This window comes from Rhodococcus sp. LB1, assembly GCF_001583455.1.
In the GTDB taxonomy this organism is placed as follows: Bacteria; Actinomycetota; Actinomycetes; order Mycobacteriales; family Mycobacteriaceae; genus Rhodococcus_F; species Rhodococcus_F opacus.
This window is the reverse complement of the sequence record NZ_LTCZ01000148.1, coordinates 28043-41449: the sequence shown is the minus strand read 5'-3', so window position 1 is coordinate 41449 and position 13407 is coordinate 28043. Positions and strand designations below refer to the sequence as shown.

At 68.0% G+C, this 13407-nt stretch carries 13 protein-coding genes and 1 pseudogene; 2 read left to right on the top strand and 12 right to left on the bottom strand.

All coding sequences use genetic code 11. The annotated features are described in order from the left end of the window. Both AZG88_RS51870 and lspA read right to left on the bottom strand, forming a co-directional pair. Positions 1-148, bottom strand: a pseudogene (locus AZG88_RS51870) (RluA family pseudouridine synthase); the annotation flags it as partial. Beyond that, entirely contained in the window at positions 145-741 is a 597-nt protein-coding gene (lspA, locus tag AZG88_RS21195; RefSeq protein ID WP_179443385.1) for a signal peptidase II, read from the bottom strand. The gene lspA and the pseudogene AZG88_RS51870, both read right to left, overlap by 4 nt. A 51-nt stretch (positions 742-792) precedes the next feature. Here lspA and AZG88_RS21190 point away from each other — a divergent pair, with 51 nt between their 5' ends. Both AZG88_RS21190 and AZG88_RS21185 read left to right on the top strand, forming a co-directional pair. Further along, positions 793-1746 (top strand): hypothetical protein, encoded by a 954-nt coding sequence (locus AZG88_RS21190; RefSeq protein ID WP_005247600.1) that lies wholly within the window; start codon positions 793-795, stop codon positions 1744-1746. Further along, on the top strand, positions 1746-2498 hold the full coding sequence (locus AZG88_RS21185; RefSeq protein WP_005247601.1) for a sensor domain-containing protein: 753 nt from the start codon (positions 1746-1748) through the stop codon (positions 2496-2498). Before AZG88_RS21190 ends, AZG88_RS21185 begins: the two co-directional genes overlap by 1 nt. A gap of 101 nt (positions 2499-2599) precedes the next feature. Here AZG88_RS21185 and AZG88_RS21180 read toward each other — a convergent pair whose 3' ends face one another. The 10 genes from AZG88_RS21180 to ftsZ all read right to left on the bottom strand — a co-directional run bounded on the left by AZG88_RS21180 (position 2600) and on the right by ftsZ (position 13190). Continuing rightward, positions 2600-3100, bottom strand: coding sequence for a hypothetical protein (locus AZG88_RS21180; RefSeq protein WP_005247603.1), 501 nt, complete (start codon positions 3098-3100; stop codon positions 2600-2602). 152 nt (positions 3101-3252) lie between these two features. Further along, positions 3253-4602: a DNA polymerase IV gene (locus AZG88_RS21175; protein WP_442971730.1), complete on the bottom strand. Its 1350-nt coding sequence runs from the start codon at positions 4600-4602 to the stop codon at positions 3253-3255. Between the two features lie 31 nt (positions 4603-4633). Continuing rightward, on the bottom strand, positions 4634-7768 hold the full coding sequence (gene ileS, locus AZG88_RS21170) for an isoleucine--tRNA ligase (RefSeq protein WP_061698848.1): 3135 nt from the start codon (positions 7766-7768) through the stop codon (positions 4634-4636). 261 nt (positions 7769-8029) lie between these two features. Continuing rightward, positions 8030-8281, bottom strand: coding sequence for a hypothetical protein (locus AZG88_RS21165; RefSeq protein WP_005247607.1), 252 nt, complete (start codon positions 8279-8281; stop codon positions 8030-8032). Between the two features lie 49 nt (positions 8282-8330). Continuing rightward, the gene (gene wag31 / locus AZG88_RS21160) at positions 8331-9176 is read right to left on the bottom strand and encodes a DivIVA-like cell division protein Wag31 (RefSeq protein ID WP_005247608.1); all 846 of its coding nucleotides are present in this window, start codon (positions 9174-9176) and stop codon (positions 8331-8333) included. A gap of 102 nt (positions 9177-9278) precedes the next feature. Further along, complete coding sequence (locus AZG88_RS21155; RefSeq protein ID WP_005247609.1) at positions 9279-9581, bottom strand: YggT family protein; 303 nt, start codon at positions 9579-9581, stop codon at positions 9279-9281. A 133-nt stretch (positions 9582-9714) separates the two neighbouring features. After that, a complete protein-coding gene (locus AZG88_RS21150; RefSeq protein ID WP_025432869.1) occupies positions 9715-10392 on the bottom strand; it encodes a cell division protein SepF in 678 nt (225 codons plus the stop codon). Between the two features lie 85 nt (positions 10393-10477). After that, positions 10478-11212 (bottom strand): YggS family pyridoxal phosphate-dependent enzyme, encoded by a 735-nt coding sequence (locus AZG88_RS21145; protein WP_025432870.1) that lies wholly within the window; start codon positions 11210-11212, stop codon positions 10478-10480. Between the two features lie 38 nt (positions 11213-11250). Further along, positions 11251-11994: a peptidoglycan editing factor PgeF gene (gene pgeF / locus AZG88_RS21140; protein WP_061044199.1), complete on the bottom strand. Its 744-nt coding sequence runs from the start codon at positions 11992-11994 to the stop codon at positions 11251-11253. Further along, a complete protein-coding gene (gene ftsZ / locus AZG88_RS21135; RefSeq protein WP_005247614.1) occupies positions 11991-13190 on the bottom strand; it encodes a cell division protein FtsZ in 1200 nt (399 codons plus the stop codon). The genes pgeF and ftsZ overlap by 4 nt, the downstream gene beginning before the upstream one ends. Between the last annotated feature and the right edge of the window lie 217 nt (positions 13191-13407).

The following is a 13407-nucleotide window of genomic DNA, read 5'->3' as shown; positions in this document are numbered from 1 at the left end:
CGACGGGTGCGCCGTCGACGAGCACCGAACCTTCCTCGGTGAGCTGAGCCACCGCGGTGCGCGACAGACCGAGCAGTCGAGCGAGGCCGGCGTCGACCCTCATCGATTCGAGCCCGTCCGGGACCGGCATCGACCGTGTTTCCCTCACTTCTCTACCCCCTTACGTGTTCCGTCCGGTTCCAGCCCTATGAGTGTGAGCACGACGAGCAGGATCGCACCGCACACGATGCCGGAATCTGCCACGTTGAACACCGGCCACCAGCCGACGGACACGAAATCGACGACGTGACCCTGCATCACTCCCGGCGCCCGGAAGAACCGGTCGACGAGGTTGCCGAGGGCGCCCCCGAGTACCAGCCCCAGACCGAGCGCCCACCACGGCGACCGCAGCGTGCGGCCGATGCGGACGACGCCGATCACCACACCCACGGCGACGAGCGTGAGCAGCCACGTCATGCCGGTGGCCATGGAGAACGCCGCACCCGGGTTGCGCACGAGCCGCAGCGAGACGATGTCCCCGATCAGCCAGACCGGCCGGCCGGGCTCGATGTTGGCGACGGCGAGGATCTTCGTCAGCAGGTCCGTCGCCAGGACGGCACCGGCGATCACGAACAGGAGCAGCCTGCGCTGATGCTTCACCGGCCGGGGCGCTGCGGTGCCGGACGTGTCACCGTCGTTTCGGTCTTCTGCGTCGGTCTCGTTCTCTGCCGTGGGGTCTTGACTCACCCGTTCATCATCCACTACGGAGGCAAGCCTCCGTTCACGCGCTCCCGCGCGCACTAACCTGGGGGCGTGCCACTGTTCTCGAAAGCTCTGCGACCCGGATTCTGCCTACTCGCCGCAACCCTCTCCCTGGTCGCCCTGACCGCCGGGTGCGGAGGTGACGGCGACCCCTCGGAGTCGAACCCCGCAGGGTCCACGTCCACTCCCGCCGAAGTGACCGTCCCGATCTCCGCGACCACCGTCGAACTGATCCAGCCCGGCGAGGAGCCGCGCGAGGTGATCCAGCGCAGACCGCCGGTGGGGGTCACGCAGCAGGTGCAGTTGACCACCGGCGCGCAGGTGTTCCAGCAGATCGACGACCAGCCCGCCCAGGACTTCTCCTCACCCGAGATCACACTCCCCCTCACCGCCGCCGTCGGGCAGGCCACCGACGACACGGACGGCGGCACCACCGTCGACCTCACGCTCGGTGACGTCACCAGCCCCGACGACCGCCTCGGCAGCGCGCTCGAAGCCAGCGCCGGTTCGGGCGCCGGCTTCACGGTCGACCCCACCGGTGCGATCACCGCGCTGCGACTGCGTCCGGACGCCGAAGCCCAGGACATCGCGCGCTCCGCGATCGAGCAGGCGTTCTACCAGGCCGTGTATCGCACGGTCCCGTTTCCGGCGGAGCCCGTCGGTGTGGGCGCGCAGTGGACGATCCGACAGCAGGTGATGAGCGGCATCGCCCTCGACCAGACCACCGTGGCCACCCTGACCGCCCGGGACGGCAACCGCCTCACCGTCGACTACACGATCGACCAGAAGCCGAAGTCCCCCGTGTGGGAGCTGCCCGGGGAGGCAGGCACGCTGAACGTCGACCAGTACGTGATGCACGGTTCGGGCACCATGACCGTCGACCTCGGCCTGCCGCTGCCCGTCGCCGGGACGGTGACCGTGGGCGGCGACCAGGAGTACAGCGACCCCGACGGCGCCACCCGCTTGCACCAGACCACGTCGAACTCGGTCCGGTGGGGTTCCTGATGCGCCGCGGACCCGTCGCCGCCTCCTGCTCCCTGTTCGCCGTGCTCGCGCTGTCGGCGTGCTCGTCGAACGCGTCCGGCGACGCCGGCGGCACCGCCTCACTTGCGCCGCTCGGACCGGCGGTGACCGCAGCACCGGACGCGGCGGGCACACCGTTCGCCGATCCGGCCGCACTGAAGGCGGCGCTCCTCGACGTCGGCGACCTTCCCGTCGGATTCACCCCCGTGCCCGACCCCGAGGACGATCTGGGGCTGCCTCCGGCGTCGGAGTCGGCGGACTCCGACAAGTCGAGCACGGATCCCACGGAATGCGGCGCGGTGCTGTCGCCCGTCGCGGATCAGCGTGCGGGCGCGGTGGCGTCGGCGTCCGGCTGGTTCACCGGCCCGGACTTCGCCACCATCGACCAGGACGCGGCGAGCTACGGCACCGGTGCCGACGCATCCCAGGCCTTCGCGGCGGTGCAGGACCGGCTGGCGGGATGCACCGAGTACACCGGCACGGACGCCGACGGCGTGCAGGTGCAGTACCGGGTCGGCGGCCGCGAGCAGCAGCCCGCCGGTGACGCGTCGGTGGCGTTTCGGCTCGTCACCACCAGCGAGGGCGTCAGTCTGGTCTCGGACGTGGTGGTGGTCGTCGTCGGGAGCACCGTCACCCAACTGGTCGCGACGGGCCAGGACCCGATCGACGCCGGCGTCTTCGACGACCTGACGAGCACCGCCGTATCGAAGCTCGCGCCCGCCCCTGCCGGCTGAACCGACCGGCCACGAACGACCGATGCCGGTGTCCCCGAGGGGACACCGGCATCGGTGCGAGAACGCGGCGATCCGTCAGGACCGCGCGGTTCGGCCTGGAATCAGGCGGGGCATGCAGGCGACGTCAGCTGCGCGAGCGACACGATCTGGCATGCGGTGATCTTCGACAGCTTCCACGTTCCGTTCTCGCCGGGAACGAAGATGGCCGGAACGCCACCCTGCTGGACCTGGCCGTTGACGGTCAGCTGCAGCTGGCCGCTGGCGGTGCCGTCACCGTTGTCGATGACCGGGTCGAGAACGGTGACCTCCGCGTTGTTGGCCTTGGCGGCGGCGGCGACCTGGTTGATGAGCTCCGGATCCTGCTCCGAACCCTCGACCATGGCGGACTTGACCTCGAGCGGCGTGGCCGGATCGAGGCCCTGCACCAGAAGCGCGTTGAGATCGGCCGCGGTGGGCACCTCGATGGCTTCCGAGGTCTCGGCAGCTGCGGAAGTCGTCGTCGTGGTCTTGGTCGCCGTGTCGCTCTCGTCGGAGCCACACGCGGACATCGTGAGGGCTGCGGCGATTGCTACTCCGGCAACCGTGATCTTACGAAGCTTCAACTCAATAACCTCTTCATTCTCGGTGTTCGTTCTCGGACGATCTGAGCATCTATCGCTACCCGGGCCAACATTACCCAAGGGTAAGCATCAGCGCCCGAGGCTACCTTCTCGTGGAGCCGGTCTCCACTCCTTCGTCCGGGCGGTGGGTCCGGTCACTCGAGCGAGCCTTCCACATCGGCCCGTTCGAGTTGCACGTCGTCCTCCTTGAAGGTCCGCGCCTTCCCCGGACCCGTTGTGCGCGTTTCGAATCGGACGGTCACGACACCGTGGCCGGCCCCCTGCACCCAGCCGTGGCCGAAGTCCGGGTGCGTCACGTCGAGACCGGGATGCCACCGGGTGTCGATCGCCCGGGCGGGTGCGGGAGCGGGCGCGGAGAGGCCGTCGTCGGGGCCCGCCTCCGTGATCTTCGACTCCTGATAACCCGGGACGTCCAGGTCCAGTTCGGGGAACAGCGAGCCCTGGCGGACCGTCGACAGTCCGGCGAATCCCACCCCGACCAGACGTACCGGCCCGAGTTCGAGCGGATCGATCACCTGCCGCTGTGCCGCCGCGACGAGGATCTGACGGTCGAGGGTCGCGTAGGGCAGCGTGACCGACCGCGTCACGATGCTCATGTCCGCCTTCTTCAGCTTCAGCACCACCGTCCGCGCGGCCCGGCCGTCCTTTTGCAGGCGCACGAACGCGGACGCCGCGCTCGACTCGACGGCACCCCGCAACTCCGCCATCGTGACGATGTCGGTGGCGAAAGTCGTCTCCGCACTGACCTGTTTGGACTCGGCGCGTTCGGCGACCGGCCGATTGTCGATGCCCTGCGCCAGCCGGTGCAGGCCCGGTCCGACCGTGGTGCCCAGAATGGATGCCACCTCCGATTCCGGAGTCCGCGCGAACCCACCGATGGTCTCGATGCCGAGCCGCTTCAGCTTCTCCTCGGCGACCGGGCCGATGCCCCACAGCTTCCGCACCGGAAGCTCGTCCAGCACGGCATGCTGCTCGTCCGGCGGGATCACCGTGATCCCGTCGGGTTTGGCCAGACCGGAGGCGATCTTGGCCACCTGCTTGCCCGACCCGGCGCCGATGGACGCGACCAGTCCCGTCTCCCCGAGCACCAGGGCGCGCAGTCCCTCGCAATAGCGTTGCACCGTGGCCGCATCCGCCCCGGCCAGCTCGGTGGGTTCGCCGAACGCCTCGTCCATCGACAGTTGCTCGAGCACCGGCATCGGGCCGCGGAGAGCGTCGAACACGGACTTGCTCAACATGCCGTAGAGGCGGCCCCGCGGCGGCAGCACCACTGCGCCCGGACCCACCAGCCTGCGCGCCTGATGCATCGGCATGGCCGAACGCGCGCCGAAAACCCGCGCCTCGTAGCTGGCCCCGGCGACGACACCGCGTCCGCCGAGACCACCGACGAGAACCGGGCGGCCGCGGAGCGTCGGCCGGGTGAGCTGCTCGACCGACGCGAAGAACGCGTCCATGTCGAGGTGCAACACCCACCGACGACTCACCTGGTGCAAAATACCCGCCCGGTCCGACAGGTCATGCCTTGGCGATCGCCGCCCGCACACCCTCACCGAGTTCGACGGCGTCGCCCGGCGCCTCGGCCAGTTCCAGCTCGACGGCGAGGATCTCGCCCGCGATCAGCTCCCGGTGCGCGAGCGCCCAGTCCCGCCGTTCCGCGGGCACGTCGAGGACGACGGTGATCCGATCGGACACCTCGAGCCCGGCGGCGCGCCGCGCGTCCTGCAACTCGCGGATACGGTCCTTCGCCCACCCCTCGGCTTCCAGTTCCTCGGTGACCGCCGAGTCCAGGACGACCAGTCCGGCCCCGTCGGGCAGGGCTGCCGTCGACTCCGGCTCGGCGGCGACCAGCCGCTGCGTGTACTCCTCCGGCAGCAACTCGATCCCCGCCGCGACGACGACTCCGTCCGAATTCTCCGACCAGTCACCGGCCTTCACGGCCTTGATGACGGTCTGCACGTCCTTGCCCAGGCGCGGCCCCGCGGCGCGGGCGTTGACGACGAGCTCGAACCGGCCGTGCACGTCCACGTCGGTGGTGAGGTCGACCTTCTTGACGTTCACCTCGTCGGCGATGAGACCCAGGTACGGGCGCAGGCGCTCCGCGTCGTCGGACGCGACCGTCACCTCGGGCAGCGGCAGCCGCACCCGGAGGTTCTGGGCCTTGCGCAGTCCCAGCACCGTCGAGCACACCGACCGGACCTCGTCCATCGCCGACACCAACTCCGCATCCGCCGGCAGCTCACCCTGGGCGGGCCAGTCCGCGAGATGCACGGACCGTCCGCCGGTGAGCCCCCGCCAGATCACCTCACTGACCAGCGGCAGCAACGGAGCGGCGAGCCGGGTGACGACCTCGAGCACCGTGTGGAGGGTGTCGACGGCGTCCTTGTCCTCGTCCCAGAAGCGCGAACGCGACCGCCGCACATACCAGTTCGTCAGCGCGTCGCAGAACGTGCGCAGTTCGTCGCACGCCCCGGCGATGTCGTTCGTCTCGAGCGCGCCGGTGATGGCGTCCCGGGTTCCGGCCAGCTTCGCGAGGATGTACCGGTCCAGGACGTTCGTCGAATCCGTGCGCCACTCACCGGACGTCGGCGCGTACAGCTGCAGGAAGCTCCACGCGTTCCACAGCGGCAGCAGCGCCTGCCGGACACCCTCGCGGATGCCCTGTTCGGTGACGACGAGGTTCCCGCCGCGGAGGATCGGCGAGGACATGAGGAACCAGCGCATGGCGTCCGAACCGTCCCGCTCGAACACCTCCTTCACGTCCGGGTAGTTGCCCTTGGACTTGCTCATCTTCAGTCCGTCTTCGCCCAGGACGATGCCGTGGGCCGCAACGGTCTTGAAAGCGGGACGATCGAACAGCGCCGTCGCCAGCACGTGCAGCGTGTAGAACCAGCCGCGGGTCTGGCCGTTGTACTCGACGATGAAATCGCCCGGGAAGTGACCGTCGAACCATTCACGGTTCTCGAACGGGTAGTGCACCTGCGCGTACGGCATCGACCCGGACTCGAACCAGCAGTCGAGGACCTCGGGCACGCGCCGCATCATCGACTTCCCGGTGGGGTCGTCGGGGTTCGGGCGCACCAGGTCGTCGATCATCGGCCGGTGCAGATCCGTCGGCCGCACCCCGAAGTCGCGCTCGAGTTCGTCGAGCGAGCCGTACACGTCCGTGCGCGGGTACGCCGGGTCGTCGGACACCCACACCGAAATCGGGCTGCCCCAGTACCGGTTGCGGCTGATGTTCCAGTCGCGGGCGCCCTCGAGCCACTTGCCGAACTGTCCGTCGCGGATGTGCTCGGGCACCCACGTGATGTCCTGGTTCAACTCGACCATGCGGTCGCGGAACTTGGTGACCGCGACGAACCACGACGGGACCGCCATGTAGATCAGCGGCTGCCCGCTGCGCCAGCTGTGCGGGTACGAGTGCTCGATCGTCTCGTGCCGCAGCAACTTTCCAGCAGCCTTGAGGTCCTTGATGATCACGGGGTTCGCGTCGAACACCTGGAGACCCTCGTAGGGCGGCACCATCGCCGTGAACTTGCCGCCCGGGTCGAGCGGCTGCACGATCTCGATTCCGTTCGCCGTGCAGTACTCCATGTCCTCTTCACCGAAAGCCGGTGCGAGGTGGACGATTCCGGTACCGGACTCGGTGGTGACATAGTCGGCGGAGATGACGCGGTGCGCGTTCTCGTGACCGACGAAGAAGTCGAACGGCGGGTCGTAACGGAGCCCGACGAGGTCCGAACCCTTGTGCTCGGACAGCACCTCGGGAGCCTCGCCGAGTTCGCGGGCATAGTGCCCCAGCCGATCCTTGGCGAGCACGTAGCGCTTGCCGTCGGCGCCCGTCACCTGGACGTAGTCGATGTCCGGGTGCACCGCGACAGCGAGGTTGGACGGCAGCGTCCACGGCGTGGTGGTCCAGATGATCGCGTTGGCGCCGTCGAGCGGGCCCTCACCGTGCAGCGGCATGTCGACCGTGACGGCGGGATCCTGGCGCATCTTGTACGCGTCGTCGAGCCGGGTCTCCTGGTTCGACAGCGGCGTCTGCTCGTACCAGCTGTACGGCAGCACACGGAAGCCCTGGTAGATCAGGCCCTTGTCGAACAGTTCCTTGAACGCCCACATGACCGACTCCATGAAGTCGAGGTCCAGGGTCTTGTAATCGTTGTCGAAGTCGACCCACCGGGCCTGACGGGTGACGTAGTCGCGCCACTCGTCCGTGTACCGCAGCACGGAGGACTTGCAGTACTCGTTGAACTTCTCGAGACCCATGACGTCGATCTCGGACTTGTCCTTGATGCCGAGCTGCTTCTCCGCCTCGAGTTCGGCGGGCAGTCCGTGGCAGTCCCAGCCGAATCGGCGCTCGACCTTGTTGCCGCGCATGGTCTGGAACCGCGGGATCAGGTCCTTGACGTACCCCGTCAGGAGATGGCCGTAGTGCGGGAGACCGTTCGCGAACGGCGGACCGTCGTAGAACACGAATTCGGGGGCGTCGTCACGCTGGGCGACCGATGCCCGGAAGGTGTCGTCCTCGTCCCAGCCGGCCAGCACACGCTGCTCGATCTGGGGGAACCGGACACCCGCATCCTGGGAGACGCCGTAGTCGACCTTGGGGTAGGACTCGTTGCTGCTGGTCACGTTGCTGGTGTCGGTCACCGCGATCTCCTCGTGCCTGACGTACTCGGCACGGGGACGACGGAGACGCCTCCTGCGTCACCACCGCGGTACCACCCCGCTTGCACCCCGGAGGGCGCCTCTCGGTGCCGGGCTGTGACGGGCCCACCCGTTCGGTTCTACTGAGCCGGCGTACCGGCCGTTCTTCCGAAGGCTCCCCGGTGATGGCCGGATCGTCGCCGCGAAACTCGGTTACTGATTTATTCGCTGAATGCAGTCTAGCCGCCACCGGCGTGCGGCAGCTCAGTCGCCCTCGTCGGGTCCGGGCCCCGTGTCCGCGTCCCGTGCGGGACCGCGTTCACCGGGGACACCGCTCGCGGGTTGCCCCGGCACGACCGCCGCCTTCTTGCCCGCGAGGGCGCTGACGAGCAGCAGGACCGCTCCGGCGACGCACACTACGATGCATCCCCAGGCCCACACGACCGAACCGGTCATGAGAGCCACCACCAGGAGAGCGAACCCCACCGCTGCAAGAGCGAGTGTCACGACCAGCACGGCTCAACCTCTATCCGGGCCGCTGGCTGGGCAACTACCGCGCGCTCAGTCAGCTATTGCCCTTGGCGTAGGACTGGCTGTAATTGGACTGCGATCCACCCTGCGCGAACGAATCCTGACCGCCGTCCACCGGAACCGCGGATCCCCGCTGCTCCAGTTCCTCGAGCTGCGACTCCAGGTACGACTTCAGGCGCACACGGTATTCGCGCTCGAACGTCTTGAGCTGCTCGATGCGACCCTCCAGCACGGAACGCTGCTGGTTGATCGTCGCCATGATCTCGGTGTGCTTCTTCTCCGCGTCCGCCTGCAGCGCGTCGGCCTTCTCCTTGGCCTGGCGCAGCTGGGTCTCGGAACGGGTCTGAGCGTCGGTGATCAGTGCTTCCGACTTCTGGCGAGCATCCGCGATCATCGTCTCGGAACGGGTCCGCGCATCGCTGACCAGCTGCTCCGAGTTGGTGCGCGCATTGCCGAGCAGCTGCTCGGACTCCGTCTTCGCGTCACTCGTGAGGCGGTCCGCCATCTCCTGGGCGAGACCCAGAACCTTGGCGGCCTGCATGTGAGCGTCGGCGCCCTGTGCGGGAGCGGCCGCAGCCGCAGCGGCGGGAGCCGGTGCCGGCGCGGGAGCCTTGGGCTGCTCGACGACGCGAGCCGGCTCCGCCTTGGGAGCGGGAGTCTGCGCCGCGGACGCGGGGCGTGGAGCCTTCTTCGCATCGGCGAGCTCCTTGTCGAGCTCCCCTACTCGCTGCCGAAGGTCGGCGTTCTCCTCGATCAGGCGCGACAACTCTTGCTCGACGAGGTCGAGAAACGCATCGACTTCGTCTTCGTTGTAGCCCCGCTTACCGATCGGTGGCTTGCTGAACGCGACATTGTGCACATCAGCGGGAGTCAGCGGCATGGAAGGATCCCTTCACGCGTCATTTGGCGGTCTAGCAAGCATTCAGTTACAGCGCAGTCTACGTAACGGTGAAACAAGACTGGATCAATGGGGTCCATTCTGTCACACCAGACCCGTGGCACGCGCTTGTCCCTGAACGATCGACATCAGGATGAAGACGATGAACAGCAAGACCATGATGGATAGATCCAACCGCACCCCACCGAGATTGATCGGGGGGATCAACCGCCGGAGCAGTTTGACCGGTGGATCGGTGACCGTAAAAATCGCTTCGAGAATGACGACCACGACGCCGGTTGGCCGCCAGTCTCGTGCGAAGGTCCGTACGAACTCGACAATGATTCTGCCGATGAGTAGCAGCCAAAAGACAAACAGTATCAAGTAGATCACCGAGAACAAGGCCACACCTTCACTCTGCCTGAGAATGTCCGGCCGATCAAAACGAGCCGCGTGGCCAGGGCTTTCTTCGCCACAGCCGCCGCGGCCCGCGCCGTTTCGGACGTTCGGATCCCGATGGTCGTTTCCCCCGCTCCCCGGTTTACTTCTGGCTGTAGAAGCCGGTTTCCGCGATGCGGCGACGCTCCTCGGCGGACACGTCGATGTCTGCGGGTGAGAGCAAGAACACCTTCGTGGCCACCTTGTCGAAGGACCCGCGCAGCGCGAATGCCAGCCCGGCGGCGAAATCGACGAGGCGCTTGGCGTCGGCGTTGCTCATCTCGACGAGGTCCATGATGACGGGGGTGCCGTCACGGAACCGCTCGCCGATGGTCCGGGCCTCCCCGTAGTCGCGGGGCCGCAGCGTAGTGATCTTGGACAGCGGGCCCCCTTCGTCGAAGAGGGGTCCGCGACGACTCTCCACCCGCTCGGACCGCGTGTCGACGGCCAGCGCGCCACGGGTGCTGCCGCGCACAGCACCGCTCGCACTGGGACGGGCCGACCGGACGGCCACGGGTTCGACCCGGGACGAGTGCCGAGGGGGGTCGTACCGGTCGAAGTCGTCGTCGAGGTCGTCCCGGCGGCCGGGAGCGTAGGCGGCCTTGCTGAAGGCCGGCTCCACGAAGTCACGGTCGTCACGGTCGAGGTATGGATCACGTCCACTGTCACGCGCCGGTCGAGCGGGCCTGCGCGCAGGTTCCGGCTCGTCCAGGTACTCGTCCTCGTAGTCGTCGAGGGGAACCATGCCGAAGTAAGCCTTGAACTTGTGCAGACTGCTCATTGATCGACCTTCCTTGGCGCGGCGGACAGGATCCAACTGCGACCGGTCGCAGCGGTGTGGACGGGTTGGCGATCACCTGGGCGATCTATTTCGAGGTTATAGGCCTCGAACCCAACAGCGCGGTTCCGACACGCACGCACGTCGACCCGTGTCGGACAGCGTGCTCGAGATCATTCGTCATGCCCGCTGAGAGGTCCGTCGCATCCGGATGGTCGCGCCGGAGCCGCGCGTGAATCTTCTCCAGTTCCTCGAACGCCGCGTCGGGGTCGGCGTCGATCGGCGGAACCGCCATCAGCCCGCGGTATTCGAGTCCCGGCGACGACTGCACCTGCGCGGCAAGATGTTCGAGGTCGTCGATCGCGGCACCGCCGCGCTGCGGATCGCCGTCCAGACTGACCTGCAGCAGCACCCGCAGCGGCTCGGGCCGCTCCCCCGCCTCGAGAGCCGTGGTCGCCGCCCGGCCGAGGGCGCCGACGAGTCGTTCGCTGTCCACCGAGTGGATGGCGTACGCCCAGTGCGCGACGGCCTTCGCCTTGTTGCGCTGGAGGTGCCCGATCATGTGCCACCGCACCGACGGATCCGTCACCGCGGTCCGGAACTCCGCAATCTTGGCCGTGGCCTCCTGCTCACGTGACTCCCCGAATTCGCGGCACCCGAGGTCGTACAGGATCCGCGCGTCGGATTCGGGGAAGAACTTGGTGACGGGCAGCAGCGACACCTCCGCGGGGTCGCGGCCGGCGTCCCGGCACGCCGCGTCGAGCCGTGCGCGCACAGCGCCCAGCGCAGCCTCGATCTCCCCGACCCTGCCCATCGTTTCCACTCCCACACCGAATCCTCGCCGCCCACCGGCGGCCGTCGTCACATGCTGTCTTGCCCAGTATCCATCCAGATCACCGCCGCGAGCCGACCGGTCGGGGCCTGCCGGCGATGACTGAACAGCGTCTGGTCCTCGATGGTGCAGCGCGGATCCTCCGCCACTCCCGCGACACCCGCGTCGAGCAGTTGCTTCCGCAGACCGGCCCGCAGGTCGAGGCCGGGGGTCCCCTTGACGGTGCGGATGGCGCTGCCGGGAAGGAATTTCTCGACGTCCGCCTGCATCGCCGCGGGGACCTCGTACTGTCGGCCGCTCGCCGCCGGACCCAGGAACGCGCCGATCCGGTCGACCCGCGCCCCCTGCTCGACCATGACGTCGAGCACCCGCGGAACGATGCCGATGCGGGCGCCGATCCGGCCGGCGTGGACGGCGGCGATCACCCCGGCCTCGTCGTCGGACAGCAGCACCGGGACGCAGTCGGCGCTGAGGGTCGCGAGTGCGAGCCCCGGCACCGTCGTCACCAGCGCGTCCGTGGCGGGAACCGGCACGTCGGTGGGCCCGTCGACCACGGTCACGTTGCGACTGTGGATCTGCTCCATCCAGACCAGGTGGTCGAAGGCCACGCCGATGCTGTCGGCCAGCCGACGCCGGTTCGCCTCCACCGCGGCCGGATCGTCGCCGACGTGATCACCGAGGTTGAACGTGTCGTACGGTGCGACGGAGTGTCCTCCGGCACGGGTGGTGACGACCCGGCGAACCCTGAAATCGGGGGCGGACGACGAACTCAACGACGCATGAAGGAGGGCACGTCGACTTCGTCTTCACCCTCCTCGTCGGACACCGGCACCGCGCGGGACTGACCGTTTCCCGGAAGCGGCGGCAGACTGCTCGGGCTCTGGTGGGAGCTGATCGTCTCGCGGGTCACCGACATCGGCTCGCTGTGCTGCTGCTCGGCCTGCTGTCCGACCTCGCCCGCCCGCCCGGCACCGATGGCACTGCGACCGGCAGCGCCCGACTCGACCGGCCGACGGGCGGGGGCGCCGCCGTCGAACCCGGCGGCAATGACGGTGACCCGCACCTCGTCGCCGAGCGAATCGTCGATGACGGTGCCGAAGATGATGTTCGCGTCGATGTGGGCAGCTTCCTGCACCAGCGACGCGGCCTCGTTGATCTCGAACAGGCCGAGGTCGCTGCCACCGGCGATCGAGAGCAGCACGCCGCGCGCACCCTCCATCGACGCCTCGAGCAGCGGGGAGTTGATCGCCGATTCCGCGGCCTTGATGGCCCGGCCCTCGCCGCGCGAGGATCCGATGCCCATCAGCGCGCTACCTGCGCCGGACATGACGCCCTTGACGTCGGCGAAGTCGACGTTGATCAGACCGGGGGTGGTGATGAGGTCGGTGATGCCCTGGACACCGTTGAGCAGGACCTCGTCGGCGCTGCGGAACGCGTCCATGAGGCTGACTGCGGCGTCGCCGAGCTGCAGGAGGCGGTCGTTCGGGATCACGATGAGGGTGTCGCACGATTCACGCAGCGACTGGATGCCGGTGTCGGCCTGGCCGCCGCGGCGCTTGCCCTCGAAGGAGAAGGGGCGGGTGACGACACCGACGGTGAGGGCTCCGAGCTTGCGCGCGATACTCGCCACGACCGGTGCGCCACCGGTACCCGTGCCGCCGCCCTCGCCTGCGGTCACGAACACCATGTCGGCACCCTTGAGGACTTCCTCGATCTCGTCCTTGTGGTCTTCTGCGGCCTTGCGGCCGACTTCGGGATCCGCGCCGGCTCCGAGCCCGCGGGTGAGTTCCCGGCCGACGTCGAGCTTGACGTCGGCGTCACTCATCAGCAGCGCTTGCGCGTCGGTGTTGACGGCAATGAACTCGACTCCCTTGAGTCCCTGCTCGATCATCCGGTTGACTGCGTTCACGCCGCCGCCGCCGATGCCGACGACCTTTATTACGGCGAGGTAGTTGTGCGGGGGCGTCATCGGCTCTCGCCTTCCATGAGTGTGTATCACGCTTTCGTACAGATCAGTCCAGCCTGAACCCTCAACCTCAACCATAGGGTTACGGTTATGTCAAGTGCTGCTCGACTAGAGCGAAACGCTATGCACCGCCATACGGATACGCCATTAGGCGCGCCGAGACGCGCCGAGTTATTTGACGAACTCGCCCGCAACTCTTTCGCATCCGGGTCACGACCCC

Bases quoted from the DNA above. Each gene is read 5' to 3' on its own strand.
- AZG88_RS21185 (WP_005247601.1), top strand. From the start codon at position 1,746: ATGCGCCGCGGACCCGTCGCCGCCTCCTGCTCCCTGTTCGCCGTGCTC.
- AZG88_RS21150 (WP_025432869.1), bottom strand. From the start codon at position 10,392: ATGAGCAGTCTGCACAAGTTCAAGGCTTACTTCGGCATGGTTCCCCTC.
- wag31 (WP_005247608.1), bottom strand. From the start codon at position 9,176: ATGCCGCTGACTCCCGCTGATGTGCACAATGTCGCGTTCAGCAAGCCA.
- ftsZ (WP_005247614.1), bottom strand. From the start codon at position 13,190: ATGACGCCCCCGCACAACTACCTCGCCGTAATAAAGGTCGTCGGCATC.